The organism is Bacillus sp. FH (assembly GCF_052216825.1).
Lineage (GTDB): Bacteria > Bacillota > Bacilli > Bacillales > Bacillaceae_G > Bacillus_A > Bacillus_A paranthracis.
Map to the genome: position 1 here is coordinate 2,308,145 of NZ_JBQOUU010000001.1, position 22,231 is coordinate 2,330,375.

Consider the following 22,231-nt stretch of genomic DNA (forward strand, 5'->3'; position numbering starts at 1 on the left):
AAAGGAAGGAGAGTACACTTCCTTCCTTATCAAATCTTCTTCCGCATGAGCAAACAGTAAGCACCACACTGATTAAGATTCCACTTCATTTAAAATCAGCTCTTTTTCCTACTGTCATCCTCTCCTATACAAACTATCGGTATACTAAAAAAGCTACTTTCCTCTAAGAAAGTAGCTTCTCTTTCCCCTTCTCCTTCTTCGGAAAAAGAACATATGAAAATGAAATAACTGTATCCACTAAAAGTATAATCGCCCAAACTTGGCTAACCCGACTCGCTGCTTTATTTAAAACAATTCCCGTTTCTAACCAATTACGCCATTGTTCAACCGGGGCAAGACCGTACAGAAAGAAAAAGAAAATATGCACAACAACAAACAAACTAAGGTGCAATACCCAATTTTTCATTTCCTGCTTCGCATAAGCTATACCTGTTAATTCTACCTGTTCTTCTATAATAGGCACCGGCTCATTCCGCCATTTCGCAACTAATTTTTGCGCAAATATATCAAGCTTCTTCAAATCCTTTTTCCCGTAGAAGACTGCATACAATAAAATGATTACAGTAATGATTTGAAAGTTAGAAAACTTTCCTGTTTGATAATAGTCCACTACCCCTAAAGTTAAAATAAACACTTCATTTACGAGTAGCACAATTCCCATAATAAAACTCGCCTTTTTCAAACGAAATCCGTAACGGAGTAAAAAGAAACCGATAGCCGCTAACCAAAATACAATTTCTGCCCCAATTAAAAAATACCAACGATATTCTGCGAGTATACTCATTTAGCCCTCTCCTTTTCATCATAGATACGAAAAGCTTCATCCATATATAGTAAAAGTTCTTCTTCAATCGGATACAGGCTCATTTTCTGTGAATCTTCCTTCGATTTTCTAACTTCCCATAACTTATCTAAAAACGCTTCATCACCATTAGCCATTTCTAAACATTTCTGCATTAATTTCTTCGTTGCCCCTTGTACCTCATCACTAGCTACTTCTTTACCGTCTTTCATAAAAGTACGGAATTGCTTTAATAAATCTACCCATTCTAAAACATTCGTATCTTCCTTACTCATGTTTGGTAAATTATGAAGCAATTTTTGTTCTTCCTTTGAAAACACTTCATTTTGAAATATTTCACGTATACGAGAAGACTGCTTCGAAAGCTGAATCAGTTCAAACATAACTTTCCAATCGAGTTCTCCTTCCACATCTACCGAATAAACAACTGCTTGTAAAACACTCTCCATTCGATTAAATTTCTTTTGTTCTTCTTGTACAAACCGAAGTTGTTTTTCAAGAGAATTCTTTAAATCCAACTCACCTTTTACTAACATATTCGCAGTTTCTTTTAACGAAAATCCCATTTCCTTTAAAAACAAAATTTGTTGCAAACGAATAACGTCCGCTTCACTATATAACCGATGTCCACCCTCTGTTTTACCACTCGGCTTTAATAAATCTATTTGATCATAATAACGTAATGTACGTACCGTAACCCCTGTTTCTCTCGTCAATTGTTGAATTGAAATCACTACCATCACCTCTTCTCCTTCATTATAAAAGATGACGTTACGTAACTTTCAAGTGTTTTGTAAAAAAAATACAAAAGGCTGTTTATACGCTTCGTATAAACAGCCTTTACGGAAATAACCCCTTTTGCACAGCACGACCACAAAATAAAATAAGTGCCCCAACAACAACACTCGTTGCTGTTTTATGATAATGAGCTGAAACTAATAAATAATACGATAAACCTACAGTACCAAGCATAATACAAATACTCGGCACTGGATTATGAGAGAAGTTCTGCATTCCCCAAAACAAAGCAAAAATAGCCGTAGCGACACATAATACCGGTAATCCCATCCCAGTTCCCCTTTTTCTATCTATTCCTTGTTGCTAACACGCTCGTCGATGCCATACTTATTAATAGACCAAAAATAGCAATATATAATAACTCATTTACATGTACTACTAGCCTGTCTAAATACTTATTTACACAAAGATACATAATGAACAAGAAAACGAAGCTTGTCATACTAATCGTAAAATATGACTTCATCTTATTCACAACTCGCTCATCAATCGACGGTATTCCCTCTTCTTTCAAACGCTTCTGTTCTCTATATTCCGCAATTCCATATAGAATGACTAACGCTACATTTGATATGAAGATTGTTCCCCATGAAATATTTAAAATCATTAAGCTCACATTTAGCACAAGCCCCGCTAAAAATAAACTTCCTATGAACCGTATAACCTCTTGCTTACTCATACACGATTAACCTCTTTACTATTTCTATATCTCCACTTCGGCCAATAGTTCACAAAGGAATAAACAAACTGCCCTAGTACAAATAACACAAACGGCATACCAGCACTTCCGTAAACAATTAAATTGTACAAACTCCATATGGCTAAACTAATCGCTAAAAACAACCCTAAATATTTAAACGCTTTATCTGACTGAAATCTCTCAAACTCATCCTGCATTTTTCTCTCCCCTTACTCTAGCGTAAATATTTCTTCCACCTTCACTCCAAAATATTTGGCAATTTTTAAGGATAACTCTAGACTCGGGTTGTAATGATGGTTTTCAATCGCCACGATTGTCTGCCGCGTCACCTGCATCGCCTTTGCCATTTCAACTTGCGTTATATGATGTTGCTTTCTTAATTCTTTAATTTTATTTTTTACACCCATAGGCTCCACCTTCAAAAGTAAAGATATCTTTACTTGAATTATAAATTTTTTCCAGTTATAAGTAAAGATATCTTTACAAATTTTAGAAAAATATTTCACTGAACATCCACTCTAACAAAGTACAAGAGTAATTCAATTTATATCGGCGATTTTTCAAATATATCGACTTACTGACGTCCGTAGCAAGATAAGCATAAGAAAAAGCTGTCCCCAAATACCTTCGGGAACAGCTCTCTCCTCTACTACATAAATCCTAACGCATATACAAGAACATATCCAAGCACCGATAAGCAAACCGAGCCAATTAGCCCTGCCACGAATGCTTTGCTTCCTAACTTCCGGAACGTTTTAAACTCTACATTTAAGCCAAGCCCCGCCATCGCCATTGCGATAAGCATATAAGCGATGACTACAATATATCCCGCAACAACTTCTGGGATCACGCCAAGAGAATGCACCGCACTCATCGCTAAAAATCCGAAAATGAACCACGGAATTGGAAGGTCGCGCCATGATCTTTTTTCCTTGCTTCCCTCACTCTTACCAAACCATAATCCAATCAAAATCGCTACTGGTACAAGCATTGCAACGCGCGTTAACTTCACGATAACTGCGATGTCTACAGCCGTGCTTCCTCCTGGCGCCGCAGCTGCGATAACATGAGCGATTTCGTGCAGCGTCGCACCCGAGAATACACCGTAGCCGTACGGAGAAAAGCCAAGCACTGGATATAATAGCGTATAAATAAGCGTAAATATCGTACCTAAAATAGCAATGATTGCAGCCCCAACTGCTGTTTCATCATCTTTTGCTTTCACTTGCGGCGCAATTGCCACGACCGCTGCCGCGCCGCAAATTGCTGTTCCACATGCTGTTAAAATTCCAAGCTTCTTCTCTACTTTAAATACTTTCGTTAGTCCGTATACAACGAAAATCGTAAATGTAATAACAACCGCTGCGATGACCAATACTTTCGGTCCCGCCTTCGCAATATCAACAAGATTTAATCGCATTCCAAGTAAGATGATCCCAAAGCGCAGCAACTTCTTACTCGCAAAGTTCGTCCCCGCAATTGCTTCATGAGGGACTCCAATTGTCGCACGCCAAACCATCCCAATTAGAATAGCAATTACTAATTGTCCCATAATATTTAAAAATGGAAGCTCCGCTAAATATTTCGCCACAATTGCGATTAATAGTGTAATCCCAATCCCTTGCGAAAATCCAAAACGCTTCTTCTTTTGTATAACAAGTGTTTGTTCCACTTTGAACCACTCCAATAATCGTATTGGAACATGCATGTTCTTTCTACTTACATTATAAGAGAGTTTCTATAATAAGTTTAATACCAATACCAAATCTCTATCATCAGAAATACTTATGATAAGATGATAGAAAAAGAATGGAGCAGATGATATGAACGTAGACATTTTAAAAATTTTTGTTACTGTCGTTGAGCAGAAACATTTCTCCCGTGCAGCAGAATTATTAAACCTTTCACAGCCTGGCGTAAGTATGCACATTCGCAACTTAGAAAACGAATTTGGAACTACACTCATTCAGCGATCCCCGAAGCACGTTCAAGTGACCGAGGCCGGAAACATATTATATATACACGCAAAGCAAATGCTCTCTCTTTATGAAGATGCCAAACAAGAAATTAATGAACTACATAACGTTGTAACAGGAACGCTTCGCATCGGTGCTAGTTTTACAATTGGCGAATACTTACTTCCAAAAATACTCGCTAATTATGCCAATGAAAATCCACGCGTCGAAGTTCATACCCTTATTTCAAATACAGAAGACGTTTTGCAAAGCCTTCGCTCTAATCAAATTGATATCGGCTTAGTAGAAGGTCAAGTTGTATACGCCGACGTTGACGTTGAAACGTTTATGCAAGATGAAATGAAACTCGTCGTCCCGCCAAACCATCCACTACTCCGCACAAATGAAATAAATGAAAGGACACTCCAAGATCAAGTATGGGTATTAAGAGAAAGTGGTTCTGGTACACGTGCCTATAGTGACCGTTTTATTCATCAACACCATTTAAAACTAAAGCGTTCCTTTACATTCAGCAGTATTCAAAGCGTGAAGGAAGCGGTGAGTGCTGGGCTTGGCATCGCTATCCTTTCTGATTGGACTGTACGGAAAGAGCTACTGGCAAAAGAACTATTCCACGTCGAAGTTCCAGATGAACAACTCATCCGTCCATTCTCCATCGTGCGCGGCAAATATTTTATTCCGTCTAAAGCTATTCAAGTGTTTCTAAATCATGTAAATTCTTTTGCGAAAAAACAGCATTGACCTTCACATTAGTGTGAAGGTTTACAATACATGTAGAAGGAGTGAAACGTATTGCGAATCGGGGAGTTATCAAAAGAAACTGGCGTTAGCGAAAGATCACTAAGACATTACGAAGAAAAGGGATTACTTCCTTCGAAGCGCCTCGCAAATGGCTATCGTGATTTTGACGAAAGTGCCATCGAAAAAGTGGAGCTTATTCAAATGTACTTACAAATTGGCTTGAATTTAGAAGAGACGGCAAGGATGCTGCGCTGCCTTGAAATTGAACCGCACTTATACGACAATCCGTGCAGCAGCATCCTTACGCTTTATGAAGATAAACTTAATGAAGTAACAAAGCAAATCTCATTGCTTTCCAATATTCAAACGAATTTGCAAAAACACGTTTCACTCCTAAAACAAGCAAAAGAAAAGGAATGATTACATGTTTGTTATACACGGCAGTTCAAGACAAAATGGAAATACGGAAGCTTTAACACATATGATGGTTGATGGAATTGAAACAGAACAAATTTATTTACGTGATCACACAGTCTATCCTATTACAGACCAGCGTCATGATGCTGAAGGATTCCAACCTGTAGATGATGACTACGAGCAGTTAACGAAACGCATGTTAGAGCACGACACAATTATCTTTGCTACACCATTATATTGGTACGGGATGAGCGGTCATATGAAAAACTTTGTCGATCGCTGGTCACAAAGCTTGCGCGATACATCTCTTCATTTCAAAGAAAAAATGAAAGGTAAAAAAATGTATGTTGTCATCGTTGGCGGCGATAATCCAAAACTAAAAGCATTACCGCTTATCTCCCAGTTCCAATACATCTTTGATTTTGTTGGTTCATCATTTGAAGGTTATATTATTGGGGATGCGAATGGATTAGATGAAATCCAAAATGATGCTGAGGCGCTGGCAAAAGCACAAATTTATAATAACGAATTCAAAAATTACAAGCTGAAATAAGTTTGACAAACTTATTTGTATGCGCATACAATAAAAGTAATATTATGAAAGGAAGGTACTTTGACCAATGAAGTTCTAATTCTCTTATTTATTTCATCCATCACAAATAGTGAACAAAAATGATGAAAACTAGCAGAGGATTAGTCTGTCCATTTGTCGATACTTTCTTTCGAAACGATCATGTGAAAAATCGTTTATTTATGTACGATTTTTACATGCAAGGGCGACGTTTATCCTCTCTAGTGAAACTAGGGAGGTTTTTTTATGACTATTTTATTCGCACGTAATATTGAAAAGGGCTTTGGTGATCGTACACTATTTACGTTACCATCACTGGAAATTCAATCACAGGATCGCATAGGAATTGTCGGAGTCAACGGTGCTGGTAAATCTACGTTATTACAAATATTAAGTAAAGAAATAGAAGCTGACAAAGGCATAGTAACTCATCATAGTTCTATCAGCATCATTCCTCAGCTTAGCGAGGAAGTACCGGAAACCACTTCTTCTCTCGCAAAAGGAAAATGGAGCATTTCAAACGTTTCAAATTCAATGAGCGGCGGTGAACGAATGCGTCTAAAGATTGCCCACGCTCTTGAACAGAATGCAGGCATTTTATTCGCTGATGAACCAACAAGCCACTTAGATATGGCCGGTACAGAACAATTAGAAAAGGCACTTTTATCTTATAAAGGGGCACTTGTTTTAATATCACATGATCGTGACTTTTTAGATGCGATATGTACAAAAATCATTGAAATCGAAGATGGTACGATTCAAGAGTATAAAGGTAATTATTCAAACTATCGCAAGCAAAAAGAACGTGAGCGAATACAAAAACAAGCAGAATATGAGCAATATGTACAAGAAAAAAATCGTTTAGAGCAGTCCATTTTACAAAAAAAGCAACGTGCTTCTAGCATGACAAAAATCCCAACACGGTTCAGTTCATCTGAATCTAAACTTTATAAATTAAGTGGGGCTCATGGCCAAGAACAGGTTAGTAAAGCAGCGAAAGCATTAGAAACACGTCTCGAAAAACTAGAAAAGAAGGAAAAGCCAAAGGATCTTTCTCAAGCTCAGTTTGACGTGCAATACCATACACCTATTCATAGTAAAGTGGCAGTACAGTTCAATAAAGCGACAAAGAAAATAGGTAATCGTACACTATTTAAAAATCTGAATGGAACTATTGCTCCAGGTGCAAAGCTTGCTATTTTAGGCGCAAACGGAAGTGGAAAAACGACTTTGTTCAACATGCTTCTCGCAAACGAGCGTGGCATTCAGCTCTCAAAGAGTTGTAAAATTGGATACTTCGAACAAACACTATCCATTTTAAAAACAGATAAAACCATTTTAGAAAATGTTCTAGAAGAAACAAATTATACAGAATCGTTCGTTCGCACAATACTTGCAAGGCTTCTATTCCGCCGTGAAGATGTTCATAAGCCTGTGCACGTTCTAAGCGGGGGTGAGCGAATGAAGGTTGCACTCGCAAAAGTATTTTTAGGAAACTATAATATGCTTCTGCTCGATGAACCGACAAACTATTTAGACTTAGCAACGCAAGAAGAATTAGAAAGCATGTTACAAGAATATCCTGGCACTATACTTTTCATTAGCCATGACCGTGCCTTTATTCGCTCTGTGGCAGACCATATTCTAAAAGTAGACGAGAGTGAACCTAGAGTATTCCACGGCAATTACGAGCAATACACCAAGAGAACAACCGAGGATTCTGTAAATGTTACTGAACAAGAATTGTTACGATTACAAACAAAATTAACAGAAATCATCGGCCGAATTTCCATACAAAATCATCACGATGACATCACATCTCTCGAACAAGAATACGAAACATTATTAGTTCAAATCCGGAAATGTAAAGAAGCGCTCTAATGTCTTCCCTATATATCGACGGGACCTGCCGCATTTCCCAAGAAATATTGAATCTTCGACATAGCATATAAAAAGCCGTGCATCAGCACGGCTTTTTACTTCAGATACGAACAGCAGTCCCGCTCACAGCAACCATTAGCATCCCTTCGCGAACGACTTCATAATCCACATCGATACCAACGATGGCATTCGCATTTTTTTGCCTTGCGAGAGTTTTCATCTCTTCCATTGCAATGTCACGTGCTTCTTTCAATTTGCTTTCGTAAGCGCCTGAGCGACCGCCGACAACGTCACGAACAGAAGCAAAAAGGTCACGAACGATATTCGCGCCCATAATCGCTTCTCCATTCACGATATCGACATAATCAATAATTTCTTTCCCTTGAATTGTAGAAGTTGTTGTTACAATCATACCGTATAGCCTCCCATATAAGATTTTCACTTACTTATGGTGCGCTAATTCGGCAAAAATTATATTTACGAACTAAACTGAGCTTCGTATAACCTACTGTATCCTCCGCCTTGCTCAATTAATTCATCATGTGAACCTTGTTCTGCAATCCCATCTTTATTTACAACGACGATGCGATCTGCATTTTTAATCGTTGCAAGTCTGTGAGCGATAACTAACGTTGTACGGCCGACAGATAGTTCAGCAAGTGATTTTTGAATTGCAAGTTCCGTCTCTGTATCTAGCGCAGAAGTCGCTTCATCTAATATTAAAATTGGCGGATTTTTCAAGAACATACGAGCAATCGCTAAACGCTGCTTCTGTCCGCCTGAAAGTTTCACGCCGCGCTCACCGATAACAGTATCTAAACCGTCTGGTTGTGAGTAAATTAAATCTTCTAATTGAGCTCTCTTTACCGCCTGCCAAATTTCAGCCTCTGATGCTTTTAAATTTCCGTAAGCAATGTTTTCACGAATTGTTCCTGAGAATAAGAACACATCTTGCTGCACAATTCCAATTTGCTTACGGAGTGAAGATAACGTCATGTCTTTCGTATCAATACCATCAATTTGAATCGATCCAGATGATTGCTCATAAAAGCGTGGTAATAAACTACATAACGTCGTTTTTCCAGCTCCAGATGGCCCAACGAACGCAACTGTTTCACCTGCATGTATTTTCAAACTAATATCATTTAAAATCGGTTCTTTGTTTTCATATCCAAATGTAATGTTGTTATATTGAATATCACCATGTACATGTTTTACTTCCATTGCATCTTTAGAGTCCACAATATCTGGCTCTGTTTCAAGAAGCTCTACATACCTTTTAAAACCGGCGATCCCTTTAGGATAGCTTTCGATTACCGCATTAATTTTTTCAATTGGACGGAAGAAAATATTCGTTAATAGAACGAATCCGATAAATCCACCGTACGTTAATTCTCCTTGCAGAACAAACCATGTACCGCATATTAAGACGAAGAGCGTTACGAGACGCATAAGCATATAACTAATTGACGAATTTAGCGCCATAATTTTATACGCCATTAATTTCGTTGTACGGAAACGAGCATTATTAACAGCAAATTGCTCTTTCTCAAACTTTTCATTTCCGAATGCTTGTACAACGCGAATACCACCAACGTTGTTCTCAATACATGCATTGAAATCAGCAACATCTGAGAATAAACGTCTAAATGTACCTGTCATTTTTTTATTGAAGTAAAGTGCTAACCATAATAAGAATGGAATGACGAAGAACGTTAATAGCGCTAACTTCCAGTTGATCATCATCATAAATGAAAATGCCCCAACTAAAGTCATAACGGCAATAAATAAATCTTCTGGCCCGTGGTGAGCAATTTCCCCAATCTCCATTAAATCGTTTGTAAGGCGTGAAATTAAATGACCTGTTTTATTATTATCAAAAAATCTGAATGATAGCTTTTGAATATGATCAAATAATTTCTGCCTCATATCTGTTTCAATGTTAACACCAAGCATATGTCCCCAATATGTAACGACATATTGTAAGCCTGCATTTAACATATAAACTGCGAGTAAACCGAAACAAGCCCATAAAATAAGCGTCCAGTTTTGCCCTGGCAATAACTTATCAATAAATTGATTTACGATAAGCGGGAAGCCGAGCTCTAATAATCCTGCGACGACCGCACAAGAAAAGTCGAGTATAAATAAACCTTTATACGGTTTATAGTAAGAAAAAAATTTACGCAGCATATCTTACCTCCATTTTCCAAAATTAAAAAGACTCCCTAAATGATAACCATTATCAAATAATTATTCAAGTTATCCGTCTATGAAACTGAAAATAAGCTTTGCGATAGTTGTCGTTTTTGGCCGGAAAGTCGATATATTCGAATAATCGCCGATATATTTCGAGTTGCGCTGATATATTTGCAAAATCGCCGATATAAATTTCATGTACTATAACTACCGCCCTGCTTACACAAAAAAAGGCATCACCACAAGGTGATACCTTTTCTTCTATTACATCGCTTCCGAATCCCACTCATGCTCCTGCTGAACAAACACAATACCTAATTCGTGATGTCCACCAGCGTATAATGCCGTTTGAGCAAGGCGAAGTTCTCCATTTGTATCTAAAACTTCTAACTTACAAAATGCTCCTGTCGTCTTCGTTTGAAGCGCATCATAAAATTCCTCAGCACTTCTTGGAATGACTCCATTTACTTTCGTAATCATTTCTCCAGGCAGTAAATTCAGCTCTGCTCCAATTGTATTTGGAATTGTATCTAGTACAACGAGTCCATCATTACGTGCAGCGAAGTACGCTGGTCTTGTTTCATCCGCAATTTTCTCTTGCATGGAAATTGTAAAACGTCCAAGCATTGCAACGCCCATTGCAATAATGGCAAGTACGTGCCACCAATAACTTGCGATTCCTAAAACAAGCACAAGTCCTGCTAATCCGTACACACGTCTTCCTGTAAATAATAAAGCTTCCGTCGGCTCATAACTTCTAATCCTTCTCATAAATCCAATTAAAAATGGAACGAGGAATAGAGAATATGTATGTGAACCGATTGAAACGACAGGCCACCATGAAATAAACTGCGTTACTGCGTCACCTGGCACAAGAATAAAAATAGGAATGATCCATAAACGCTTTGATTCGTGTAAACCAATCTTTAATCCGCGCTTACCCTTCCTAATCTTCGGCGTCGAATATCCTACTGCATTTTTAGAAATCAACAAGCCCTCTACAACGAGCATGATGCCTAGCAAAATAGCAAGGGATACGATTGTATTCTCTTCACCTTCTCCAAGCTGTAAGAAAGAAACTGGTAGCTTAGAAGATAATAGAACACATACAATCGCGATACTAAACGTATAAGCTGCTGATAAATATCGATACATAGCAGTTAATCCAAATAGTAACGTCCAAAGTAAAATGGCCCATAAGCTCGCCTTAGAAACAACAAGTCCGAGCCCAATCGTAATGATAGATACGATTAATCCGTATTTAACTCCCGCCAATAAAGATGTTCGCAGTTCAAACCAAATATCATAAACTTTAAAAGAAAAATCTTTTCGTTCTCGTAACATACGTAAGTATCCAACGAAGATACTACTTATTAAAAATACATAGACAGCAGGGTGTAAGAAAAAACGTCCAACTGCCCGCATTATTTCAAAAATCCATGCCTCCACGAACCCATTCACCACCATTTATATCATTCTTTCTTTTTATATTATCATAACTGGACAAACGTTTGTTTAACACAAAAAAATACAGGCAGCAAACCGCCTGTATTTCTTTTTATCCCACTTTAATGGGCAGTAAGCCTCCCACCTCAAAATTCAGCGAAAACAAAGAATTTAGGTGGGGAGTCAACTGTCCATAAAAGTCCGATTGGTTCAACTAATAATCAGTGGGGGATGAAGCTCCCCACTGATTAAAGTTTCACTTTACTTCGCCATTAATTTTAATGCTGACTGTAATTGTAGATCATTTTCTCCAGAACGGATTTTTTCAATAATTTTCGTTTGAATCGCCTCAGCTGTCTTTTTATCGAGCTGTCCTGTCGCTTCCATCTTATTCGCATTTTGGAATGCTTTCAGTGCTGATTCTGTCTCTTTACTAAAGTAGCCATCTTCACGTCCTGGTACATACCCTAAACTCTTAAGCATTTCTTGGGCATGTTTTACTTGTACATCATTTGCATTGTATGAAAGTGTCTTTTCAATTTGAATTGGTGTCGCATGATAATAATCTGGTTGTTTCACTTCTACAGTTGGCTTGATTCCTTTTTTATGAATCCAGTTTCCATCCGGTGTTAACCATTTGAACATCGTTAATTTGATGTTGCTGCCATCTTTAAATGGAACAGCTTGCTGAACAGTACCTTTGCCAAACGTTTTTTCACCAATTAAATCGTATCCTTCTCCCTCTTTTAGCGCACCCGCTAAAATCTCTGAAGCAGAAGCACTTCCGTTATCAATTAGTACTGAAATCGGATATGGCTTTCTCTCTTTTAGTTCCGTAGAGAATTTCTTCTTCTCACCATTTCTTTGCTCTACTTGTAGCATCGGCTTTTTATCCGTCATAATTTCTCCTAGTATCTCTTCTACACTATTTAAGTAGCCACCTGGATTACCACGTACGTCAATAACTAAGCCTTTTATGTTTTTCTTCTCTAACTCTTTTAACTGATCCTTAAATTCTTTCGCTGTATTTTCAGCAAAAGAAGTGATTTGCATATAACCGATATCTTTTCCACTCTCTTGTTTCACAGAGCTAAACACTGTGAAGATTGGAATTTTTTCACGCTTAATTTTAAATACAATCGGATCAGCTACTCCTGCACGCTTAATTTCAATCGCAACAGTCGTTCCTTTTTTACCACGAATCTTTAATACTGCTTCTTCACGTGATAAATCTTTCACACTATTTCCATCTACAGATAAAATTTGGTCATTCGGTTTAATTCCAATCTTTTCTGCTGGTGAGCCTTTAATTGGAGATACGATAATAAGCTTACCGTCCGTTTTGTTCACCTCAGCCCCAATCCCTTCTAACTCGGGATCAAGTGATTCACTAAACTGTTTAGCCGTTTCTTTATCCATATACGTGGAATAAGGGTCCTTCAGCGTAGACAACATGCCTTGTATTGCACCTTCGACTAATTTTTCATCTTTCACGTCTTCCACATAACGTGAATCAATTAGTGCATACGCCTCATTAATTTTTGCCAAATTCCCTTGCGCAGTGCTAGCGTTTCCATTCGAAATTGTTTGCGTTACTTCTGCTGGGTTAACCCCAAATAAAGACATACCCGCAAACATTCCGCCAGCACCAATTAAAAATGCAACAACCATTCCAATAATTGCAACTCTACGTTTCAATGCGGAATTCCCCTTTCCAAAACACACAGGTGGTGTAGCAAAAGGCATCACACAGTGTGTGATGCCTTTACCTATTTCTACTATATGATAAGCTTGTACGAATTATGTTTGCAACTTTTTATACTTTTAAGAAGCGACGAATTGACATTACACTTCCCCACATACCGATTAAAGCCCCGATTAACACTAGTAAACCAGCTAATTGGAATACGAATGGACTGTATGGTAGAAGTTCGAAAATTGTTCCGCCAAGTTTTTCGTTAAACACACCTTGCAACGAATTATACGTAACTAGAATTAAGCCAATTGGAATAATTGATCCTAATACTCCTAGGAATAATCCCTCTAATAAGAACGGCCAACGAATAAACCAGTTTGTTGCACCTACAAGTTTCATAATTTCGATTTCTGTACTACGAGCATAAATTGTAATTTTAATTGTATTAGAGATTAAGAACATCGCTGTGAATAAAAGACCAGCAATTAACACAATCCCGATGTTACGACCAGTTTTTACAGTATCAAATAATCGTTCAACTTGCCCTTTTCCGTACTGAACATTACTTACAAACTGCATTTTTTCAATCTTTTTCGCAATTGTTGCTGTATCTGTTGGTTCTTTTGCTTTTACAACGAATACGTTTTTAAGTGGGTTATCTTGTTCAAATAACTCAAATGTCTTTCCGCTATCGCCTAAACTTTTAATTAAACGTTTTAACTCTTCTTCTTTAGAAGAATATTTAATAGAGTCTACTTTTGCAATCTTACTCATATCATCTTCTAATTTCTTTTGGTCAGCTTCTTTTGCTGCTGGATCAATGTGTACACGAATTTCTACATCTTGCTCTACTTTCGTCGCAAAATGGTTCATATTCATAATCGCTGTTAAAAAGACACCTACAAGTAATAATGTAACTGTTACCGCACTAACAGAAGCAAACGTCATCCATCCGTTACGTGATAGATTCTTTACACCTTCTCGCAAATGTCGACTAAGGGTCTTAGCCTTCATATCCGTATCCTCCCTCCATCTCATCTCGAACAATTTTTCCGCCTTCAATCGCGATTACACGATGACGGATTGTATTTACGATATCTGCGTTATGTGTCGCCATAACGATCGTTGTACCACGCTCATTAATGCGCGTGAAAATCTTCATAATATCAAGAGCTGTTTCAATATCTAAGTTACCTGTTGGCTCATCGGCAATTACAACCTTTGGTCTATTAACAATTGCTCTCGCAATCGCAACACGTTGCTGCTCCCCGCCTGAAAGTTCGCTTGGAAGTGCGTCTGCACGATCTTCAAGACCTACAAGACCTAACACTTCTGTTACACGCTCACGAATTGCATCTGGCTCTTCTTCAATTACTTCTAAGGCAAACGCAACATTCTCATATACCGTTAATTTAGGTAGTAATTTAAAGTCTTGGAAAATCACGCCTAATTGACGACGGAAATATGGAACGTCTCTTTCTGCTAATGACTCGATAGTAAGACCATTTACATTAATTGATCCTGTAGATGGCTTCTCTTCACGATACATCATTTTAATAAATGTAGATTTTCCGGCTCCACTCGGTCCAACTACGTATACAAACTCGCCTTGTTTAATGTTAACTGTGAGACCAGCAATGGCTTTCATACCATTCGGGTACTCCTTATAAACATTCGTCATTTTTATCATTATTTATCACCCAATACTTAATGATTTTTTTCGAAATACTTTTCTGTACATTTGAAAATAAAAGCTAAACCTTTATTCTCTTTTAAACCACTCTTGTTGAAGGTAGTCTACTTATACTCTTTTTCTAAGCAATACTACTCTATGTAATATATTTCAGCAAAATTCTACAAACCTCATTGTAACATCAAACGGTTTCCAGTTTGGATACATTTTTGTTACAGTTATGTTACATTCCAAAAAAAGGGAAACGAGTTGATTATATGAATCAACTCGTCCATTTTACCCCTTTTTATTTATGTTCAGCTAACCACTCAGCTACTTTTTTCGCATCTTCACCTTGAATAAGTCCTGGCGACATTGAACCGCGACCTTTTTTAATAATTTCTTCGATATCTGCAGCGTCGTACTTCCCGCCTACTTTTCTTAAATCAGGTCCAGTTGCTCCTGATAAATCTGTTGCGTGACACCCAGCACAACTTCTTTGGAAAATTTGTTCTGCACTGTCTGTACTTGCAGACTGGTTCGAAGACTTACTCTCTTCTTTATTTCCACACGCTCCTAAAGCAAAAACGACTGATGTTCCTAGCGCAATAGCCAATAATTTCTTTTTCACTTCTATCGCTCCCCATTGTTGATATTCTTTTCATTCCTAACACACTCATTTTCATTATAAGCATTATCTTTATATAGAAAAACTAAGGTGTATTTCATATTCTTCAAAAATAAAGTGAGAACCCTAATGATATAAAGCTTTTATAAGTTGTTTCAATTCTGTGAACAACTTATAAACTTCTATAAAGGATTCTTTTTGAACGGGAATTTAGAAAAATTCTGTAGAAAGCCTTACTCTATTGCCAATCTGTTTTACTATTTTCTACTTTTTACAAAACAATATACAACATTGTATGCTACATATAATCCCATCAAAAAGAGAAGTTGTCGTTTCCAACTTCTCTTCCTCTGTACTTCATCCATATAAATAAAATAGCACTCTTTATGTCCTCTATATCCTCAACGTGCGCCAACAATTTTGTTGGCTTTTTTTCACTTAGCTTATTAGATGCGAGAACGTAAGTAAGCATCAATAAACGGATCAATTTCTCCATCCATAACTGCTTGCACATTACCGACCTCAGTATTTGTACGGTGGTCTTTCACAAGAGAATATGGGTGGAATACGTAAGAACGGATTTGGCTACCCCATCCGATTTCTTTTTGTTCTCCGCGAATTTCATCTAACTCCGCTTGTTGCTCTTCTAATTTCTTTTGATATAATTTCGCTTTTAACATCTTCATCGCATGCTCACGGTTTTTAATTTGAGAACGCTCTGACTGACACGTTACAACCGTATTTGTCGGTGTATGCGTAATACGAACTGCTGAATCTGTCGTATTAACATGCTGTCCACCCGCTCCACTTGCACGATACGTATCAATTTTCAAGTCTTCTGTACGCACTTCAATTTCAACTTCGTCATTGAACTCAGGTACAACTTCACAAGATACGAACGATGTATGACGACGGCCTGAAGAATCGAATGGTGAAATACGTACAAGACGATGTACACCTTTCTCAGCTTTTAAGTAACCGTAAGCGTTATGACCTTTAATTAATAAAGTAACACTCTTAATACCAGCTTCATCACCTGGTAAGTAGTCAACAGTTTCTACTTTAAACCCACGTTTTTCAGCCCAACGTGTGTACATACGTAGTAACATAGAGCCCCAATCTTGTGACTCTGTTCCACCAGCACCTGGGTGTAATTCTAAAATGGCGTTATTTTTATCATAAGGATCGCTAAGTAGTAACTGCAGCTCATACTCATTCATTTCTTGAATTAAGCCTTTTACTTCTGATTCAAGTTCCTCATGTAAATCTTCATCATACTCTTCTTTTAAAAGCTCATGCGTAATTTCTAGGTTTTCGAACGTCTCATCTAGCTGACGGAACTTTCCAACCATATCTTTCAGTGCATTTGCTTCGTTAATTACAGCTTGTGCGCCTTGTTGGTCATCCCAAAATCCTGCGCCCATCATTTTCTCTTCTAATTCTGCAATTTGTTTCTCCTTAGTAGGGAGGTCAAAGAGACCCCCTAAAAGCCGCTAATCTCTTAGCCATTTTCTCTAATTCCTGTCTAATTTCTACTAATTCCATTTCCTTCACCTCTATGTAATTGCTGTTACTTTCGCATGAAAACAAGGGAAACTCTCTCCACTTATGACGGAGAGAGTTTAATCCTTCTTAATTATACATTTTTGATGTAAAAGTTTGCAAAGCAGCCTGGTCTACCGCCCTATATTACTTCCCAATGCCACAGCAGTTTTTATATTTTTTACCGCTACCACATTTACATAAATCGTTGCGGCCCACTTGGTCACCTTTTACAACTGGTTTTTTCTTCGCCTCTTCGCCATCGCTAGATGGGTGAACAGCTTCACCTTGAACAACTTCTTGACGCTCTAAGTTTTGTTCAATTTCAGCCTTCATAATGTAACGAGAAATTTCCTCTTCAATAGAAGCAATCATTGATTCAAACATTGCGAATCCTTCCATTTGATACTCACGAAGTGGATCAATTTGACCGTAAGCACGTAAATGAATACCTTCACGAAGGTGATCCATCGCATCGATATGCTCTGTCCATTTCGTATCTACAACACGGAATACAACAACTTTTTCGAATTCACGCATTTGCTCTTCTGGCATAAGCTTCTCTTTTTCGTTGTAACGCTCTATTAATTTCGCGATAATTGGCTCGCTCATTTCCTCTGGAGCAAGGCGACGTAATTCTTCTTCTTTCACATCTCCTTCTTGCAGAAGGTTTGTATTTAAGTAGTCAACAAGACCTTTAATGTTCCAATCTTCTTCAATTTCCTCTTGTGTATGAAGTGCAACCGCACGCTCTACTGTAGATTTCATCATACCTTCAATAATACCGCGTAAGTTCTCAGACTCCATTACCTCTTGACGCTGTTTGTAAATAACTTCACGTTGCTGACGAAGTACATCATCATATTGTAGTAACTGCTTACGTGCATCATAGTTATTTCCTTCTACACGTTTTTGCGCAGATTCTACTGCACGAGAAACCATTTTACTTTCGATTGGCTGAGAATCATCCATACCAAGGCGATCCATCATCGCTTTCATATTATCTGAACCGAAGCGACGCATTAGTTCATCTTCCATTGATAAGTAGAACTGCGTAACACCTGGGTCCCCTTGACGACCAGCACGACCACGTAACTGGTTATCAATACGACGACTTTCGTGACGCTCTGTACCGATAACGGCTAAACCAACGTTTTTCACATCGTCTCCAAGCTTAATATCTGTACCACGACCTGCCATGTTCGTCGCAATCGTTACAGCGCCTTTTATACCTGCTTCTGCAATGATATCCGCTTCACGCGCATGGTTTTTCGCATTTAAGATGTTATGACGTACACCTTTACGCGTTAACATTTTTGAAATAAGTTCTGACGTTTCGATCGCAACTGTACCGACAAGAACTGGTTGCCCTTGTTTATGACGATTTACAATATCCTCAACAACAGCATTAAATTTACCTTCCATTGATTTGAAGATTAAATCTGCACGGTCATCACGAATAATCGGTTTGTTCGTTGGAATTACGATAACGTTCATATTATAAATGTTACGGAATTCCTCTTCCTCTGTTTTCGCTGTACCAGTCATACCAGATAACTTTTCGTACATACGGAAGTAGTTCTGGAATGTAATTGTCGCAAGTGTCATACTTTCATTTTGAATTTCTACGCCTTCTTTTGCCTCGATAGCTTGGTGTAACCCTTCGCTATAACGACGACCTTTCATAAGACGACCAGTAAATTGGTCTACAATTACGATTTCGCCTTCTTGTACAACATAATCTGTATCACGATGCATAACAACGTGCGCACGAAGTGCCTGATTAATATGGTGAAGAAGCGCTACATGTTTTAAATCAAATAAGTTTTCAATATGGAAAGCTTTCTCCGCTTTCGTAATACCATCTTCTGTTAACATTACATTTTTCGTCTTCACATCAAATGAATAATCTTTTTCATTTTCTAACGTACGAACGAATGCATTTGCAAACATGTACAGCTCTGTTGATTTTTGAGCTTGTCCAGAAATAATAAGTGGCGTACGCGCTTCATCGACTAAAATAGAATCGACTTCATCGATAATAGCAAAGTGCAGTGGGCGTTGAACGCACTGCTCTTTATATAAAACCATGTTGTCACGTAAGTAATCGAATCCAAGCTCATTATTTGTGCTATACGTAATATCAGCAGCATAAGCCTCTTGTTTCTCTTCGCGTGACATACTGTTTAAATTAATTCCTACTGTTAATCCTAGGAACTCATGAAGTTGTCCCATTTCGCTCGCATCACGTTGTGCTAAGTATTCATTGACTGTAACAACGTGAACACCTTTTCCTGTTAAAGCATTTAAATATACAGGTAATGTAGATGTTAACGTTTTACCTTCACCCGTTTTCATCTCAGAGATATTCCCTTCATGTAAGGCAATACCACCCATTAACTGTACACCATACGGACGCATTCCAAGAACACGAGTCGCAGCTTCACGAACAACCGCAAAAGCTTCAGGTAGTAGATCATCTACTGTTTCACCTTTTGTTAGACGTTCTTTAAATTCAAGCGTCTTCCCTTTTAATTGTTCATCAGTTAATGGCTTAATAGATGGCTCTAATGCATCAATTTGCTCAACTGTCTTCTGCATACGTTTAATTTGGCGTTGATTTACATCAAATACCTTTTTTAAAATACCGATCATAGGAAATACGCTCCTCTTTTTATTAAAATAAAACTTCCGATTGTTTTTTCTTTTTCTCTATTACAATCAGTCGTTATAAAAATCAAATGTATGTTATGCCAATTTTTCTCCTAATTAAAAAAACTAAAATGTATATACCTAATGATAATTGTAACACTTGTCTTATAACTATGACAACAATCGGCAAAATGTCGGGCCTTATATTCAAAAAAAGTTTTTATTTTATTTGTTACGTTCCTTTTCTCTGTCTCGCTATTTCAATTTCACGTTACAAATTTCGTATTAAATCTAAGTCCTATTCTTTCAAGTTTCCTTTTAAAGAACATGACTACCAGAAATTCCTTAATAAAATCTAAATCGACAATTACAAAAAGCCGGAAACTTCGCAGGTGTAGCATCCATGGGTACTTACACCTGCAAAAAAACCCCGACTTTAAAAAATATTGTTATGTTGCAAGATCTACAAACAACATTAAAATATAGCTGTATCAATCATAAATTTTATTAATTTATCGGTATTTCTAATTCATGATATTTCCCTTCCTTATCCTTTATACACGAAATGAATTTCACTTTAGTTGATTCATTTGAAAAGTTTTTATAATTTTTATAAGGGTCATCTCCTATAAAATAATTTGTCCCTATATACCCTCGTACTGTTTTACCAGCAGGTATTACAGGATCAAACTGATATTTTTTAGGTAATTCCATTGAATAAGGGATTACATTATAAAACTCACCTATTTTAGAATAAAACATTGTATCGGAAATAGACTTATTACTAAGCAAGTTAATATCTCGATTTGTTGTATTTGTAATATCTAAAGGTAAAACATACGTCACTACTTCACGGTCTTCATAGGGATCATAAACTTTTGTAGGATCAAGAGGATTAAGTGCATGAAACGTAACTCCTTGCCCATCTTCAAAAGTTCTATTAGATAAAAACTCATCTTTTACCACTTTATAAGATTCATTATTAAGATTTAATGTTTTAAATCTTAATAAACTAGCAAATATACATAGCAACAGACACAATCCAACGCTTATTAAGACATATTTTCTTGCCACTCTTAATCTACCAACTTTCCATTATTAACATGTACAATACGATCTACCATTTCATTATCTAGAACATGCACATCATGACTGGCTACAACAATAGTCGTTCCCTTGGCTTTTTCTACTTTCAAAATATCTAAAACATCTTTTATCCCATCACTATCTAAAGCATTCGTTGGCTCGTCTAATAACAGTAATTTTGGTTGTTCCATTAAAGCTTGCGCTATCCCTAAACGTTGTTTCATACCTAAAGAGTATCTTTTATACTTTCTCTTATCTGTTTTATCAAGTCCAACCCTTTGAATAATATTATAAATCTCCTCATCGGAGATTTTATTGTTAATCGATGATAAAAATTTCAAGTTCTGAAAACCAGTATACCCTGGAATAAAACTTGGATATTCAATCAATATTCCCATAGAATCAGGAAATTGCTTTTGTTTTCCAATTATTTCATTATCTATATAAACAACTCCAGAATTCAAACGCATTAACCCTGAGATAGCGCGTAAAATCATCGTTTTACCAGAGCCATTATGCCCCTTCAAAACTAAAAATTCGCCTTTTTTTACTGACAAACTAATATTATCTAACACAATATTTCCTTTTAATCTTTTCGTCATACATTCACATTTAATATAATTGTCCATAAATTATTCACCTATCACATCTAGTTTTTTAAAACAAAAACTACCTAATAAAATCATTACAACAACAATTACTACTCCGATTAAAAGTAACTCATGCCATTGAATAGATTGATTATTACCTAAAGTCAATTGAATTGAGCTGTGATCAACAAAATACCAACGATTTGGCATAACAAAAGAGCCTAAAAAATAAATACTATGAAAGAAAATAGACAAAAATAGGTATAACAACATTAGTACAAAAACAATAGTTATTGGTATATAAAATGTTAAAAACTCAAAAATCAAAGCTAATAAAAAGCTTATAATAATTTGAATTAGCATAGTACCTACTATCTTATAAGAAAATTGACTATATACATTTGAAAAAGAATGCCCGCCAAAAGTAAGCAAATAATAAACAGTAAACCAAATCAAATACATAACAATCCAAATACTAATTATGTAAAAAAACAAAGATAGTATTTTCGTTAACCAAAGAAAATGCTTCTTCTTAACACGAGGAAATAAATAAACACCATTCTGCTGAATATCTGAAAAAGCAAACTTCCCTACTAGCAACAAAGGAGTAATTTGAAAAAATATCCAATAAAACGGGATAGAAAATCGCCCCTCCTTATAAAAATAAGATAAATCCACAAAGTCTACTCCATGAAAAAATCGATAAAAGGTAACATCTACTAATACAGGTTCTTTACCATTACTCAGAGGCTGATTGTATAAAAAGGTAACTACAATCATAGCGTAAATTAAGAATAAAAAAGCCATTATCTTGACGGAATCTCTAAACCTTAC

23 protein-coding genes are annotated in these 22,231 nt (G+C 36.9%); 4 read left to right on the plus strand and 19 right to left on the minus strand.

From position 1 onward, the window contains the following. Positions 1-163 precede the first annotated feature (163 nt). The 7 genes from ACTT1L_RS12320 to ACTT1L_RS12350 all read right to left on the minus strand — a co-directional run bounded on the left by ACTT1L_RS12320 (position 164) and on the right by ACTT1L_RS12350 (position 3,972). Positions 164-784: a hypothetical protein gene (locus tag ACTT1L_RS12320; protein ID WP_442821927.1), complete on the minus strand. Its 621-nt coding sequence runs from the start codon at positions 782-784 to the stop codon at positions 164-166. Further along, on the minus strand, positions 781-1,542 hold the full coding sequence (locus tag ACTT1L_RS12325) for a MerR family transcriptional regulator (RefSeq protein ID WP_000260368.1): 762 nt from the start codon (positions 1,540-1,542) through the stop codon (positions 781-783). Before ACTT1L_RS12325 ends, ACTT1L_RS12320 begins: the two co-directional genes overlap by 4 nt. A 100-nt stretch (positions 1,543-1,642) precedes the next feature. Then, positions 1,643-1,870, minus strand: coding sequence for a hypothetical protein (locus ACTT1L_RS12330; protein ID WP_000524119.1), 228 nt, complete (start codon positions 1,868-1,870; stop codon positions 1,643-1,645). Positions 1,871-1,886: 16 nt separating this feature from the next. Beyond that, positions 1,887-2,279, minus strand: coding sequence for an ATPase (locus ACTT1L_RS12335; protein WP_074543830.1), 393 nt, complete (start codon positions 2,277-2,279; stop codon positions 1,887-1,889). Then, entirely contained in the window at positions 2,276-2,497 is a 222-nt protein-coding gene (locus tag ACTT1L_RS12340; protein WP_001150193.1) for a hypothetical protein, read from the minus strand. The genes ACTT1L_RS12335 and ACTT1L_RS12340 overlap by 4 nt, the downstream gene beginning before the upstream one ends. 12 nt (positions 2,498-2,509) lie before the next feature. Continuing rightward, positions 2,510-2,707 carry a helix-turn-helix transcriptional regulator gene (locus ACTT1L_RS12345; RefSeq protein WP_000538359.1) on the minus strand — a complete coding sequence of 66 codons (198 nt, stop codon included), beginning with the start codon at positions 2,705-2,707 and terminating at the stop codon, positions 2,510-2,512. A 242-nt stretch (positions 2,708-2,949) separates the two neighbouring features. After that, the gene (locus ACTT1L_RS12350) at positions 2,950-3,972 is read right to left on the minus strand and encodes a YeiH family protein (protein ID WP_000438463.1); all 1,023 of its coding nucleotides are present in this window, start codon (positions 3,970-3,972) and stop codon (positions 2,950-2,952) included. A gap of 151 nt (positions 3,973-4,123) precedes the next feature. Here ACTT1L_RS12350 and ACTT1L_RS12355 point away from each other — a divergent pair, with 151 nt between their 5' ends. From ACTT1L_RS12355 to abc-f, 4 genes are all read left to right on the plus strand, one after another. Continuing rightward, the gene (locus tag ACTT1L_RS12355; RefSeq protein WP_001100010.1) at positions 4,124-5,017 is read left to right on the plus strand and encodes a LysR family transcriptional regulator; all 894 of its coding nucleotides are present in this window, start codon (positions 4,124-4,126) and stop codon (positions 5,015-5,017) included. A gap of 51 nt (positions 5,018-5,068) precedes the next feature. Further along, positions 5,069-5,437 carry a MerR family transcriptional regulator gene (locus tag ACTT1L_RS12360; protein ID WP_001219201.1) on the plus strand — a complete coding sequence of 123 codons (369 nt, stop codon included), beginning with the start codon at positions 5,069-5,071 and terminating at the stop codon, positions 5,435-5,437. A gap of 4 nt (positions 5,438-5,441) precedes the next feature. Beyond that, on the plus strand, positions 5,442-5,987 hold the full coding sequence (locus tag ACTT1L_RS12365) for a flavodoxin family protein (RefSeq protein WP_061131807.1): 546 nt from the start codon (positions 5,442-5,444) through the stop codon (positions 5,985-5,987). Between the two features lie 264 nt (positions 5,988-6,251). Beyond that, a complete protein-coding gene (abc-f, locus tag ACTT1L_RS12370) occupies positions 6,252-7,886 on the plus strand; it encodes a ribosomal protection-like ABC-F family protein (protein ID WP_214328439.1) in 1,635 nt (544 codons plus the stop codon). Between the two features lie 100 nt (positions 7,887-7,986). Here the strand turns inward: abc-f and ACTT1L_RS12375 are convergent, their stop codons facing one another. The 12 genes from ACTT1L_RS12375 to ACTT1L_RS12430 all read right to left on the minus strand — a co-directional run bounded on the left by ACTT1L_RS12375 (position 7,987) and on the right by ACTT1L_RS12430 (position 22,204). Further along, the gene (locus ACTT1L_RS12375; protein ID WP_000637521.1) at positions 7,987-8,298 is read right to left on the minus strand and encodes a YbjQ family protein; all 312 of its coding nucleotides are present in this window, start codon (positions 8,296-8,298) and stop codon (positions 7,987-7,989) included. 65 nt (positions 8,299-8,363) lie between these two features. Continuing rightward, complete coding sequence (locus ACTT1L_RS12380; protein WP_000944619.1) at positions 8,364-10,079, minus strand: ABC transporter ATP-binding protein; 1,716 nt, start codon at positions 10,077-10,079, stop codon at positions 8,364-8,366. Positions 10,080-10,349: 270 nt separating this feature from the next. Then, positions 10,350-11,552: a PDZ domain-containing protein gene (locus tag ACTT1L_RS12385; RefSeq protein ID WP_033671838.1), complete on the minus strand. Its 1,203-nt coding sequence runs from the start codon at positions 11,550-11,552 to the stop codon at positions 10,350-10,352. A 240-nt stretch (positions 11,553-11,792) separates the two neighbouring features. Then, on the minus strand, positions 11,793-13,229 hold the full coding sequence (locus tag ACTT1L_RS12390) for a S41 family peptidase (protein ID WP_000830290.1): 1,437 nt from the start codon (positions 13,227-13,229) through the stop codon (positions 11,793-11,795). A gap of 118 nt (positions 13,230-13,347) precedes the next feature. Next, complete coding sequence (gene ftsX, locus ACTT1L_RS12395; protein WP_000645019.1) at positions 13,348-14,241, minus strand: permease-like cell division protein FtsX; 894 nt, start codon at positions 14,239-14,241, stop codon at positions 13,348-13,350. Next, positions 14,231-14,917, minus strand: a complete 687-nt coding sequence (gene ftsE, locus ACTT1L_RS12400) for a cell division ATP-binding protein FtsE (protein WP_000594318.1) — start codon at positions 14,915-14,917, stop codon at positions 14,231-14,233. Before ftsE ends, ftsX begins: the two co-directional genes overlap by 11 nt. Before the next feature lie 289 nt (positions 14,918-15,206). Beyond that, on the minus strand, positions 15,207-15,530 hold the full coding sequence (gene cccB, locus ACTT1L_RS12405) for a cytochrome c551 (RefSeq protein WP_000727972.1): 324 nt from the start codon (positions 15,528-15,530) through the stop codon (positions 15,207-15,209). Positions 15,531-15,973: 443 nt separating this feature from the next. Then, positions 15,974-17,072 (minus strand): peptide chain release factor 2 gene (gene prfB, locus ACTT1L_RS12410; RefSeq protein ID WP_096001716.1). Its coding sequence is split into 2 segments (ribosomal slippage): positions 15,974-16,999 and positions 17,001-17,072, totalling 1,098 coding nucleotides; the frame shifts between segments, so codons are not numbered across the junction. 144 nt (positions 17,073-17,216) lie between these two features. After that, positions 17,217-19,724 (minus strand): preprotein translocase subunit SecA, encoded by a 2,508-nt coding sequence (secA, locus tag ACTT1L_RS12415; protein WP_000579366.1) that lies wholly within the window; start codon positions 19,722-19,724, stop codon positions 17,217-17,219. Positions 19,725-20,228: 504 nt separating this feature from the next. Further along, complete coding sequence (locus ACTT1L_RS12420) at positions 20,229-20,756, minus strand: hypothetical protein (protein ID WP_071742125.1); 528 nt, start codon at positions 20,754-20,756, stop codon at positions 20,229-20,231. 41 nt (positions 20,757-20,797) lie between these two features. Then, entirely contained in the window at positions 20,798-21,436 is a 639-nt protein-coding gene (locus ACTT1L_RS12425; protein ID WP_000371027.1) for an ATP-binding cassette domain-containing protein, read from the minus strand. 3 nt (positions 21,437-21,439) lie between these two features. Beyond that, complete coding sequence (locus ACTT1L_RS12430) at positions 21,440-22,204, minus strand: hypothetical protein (RefSeq protein ID WP_061131956.1); 765 nt, start codon at positions 22,202-22,204, stop codon at positions 21,440-21,442. Positions 22,205-22,231: the final 27 nt, after the last annotated feature.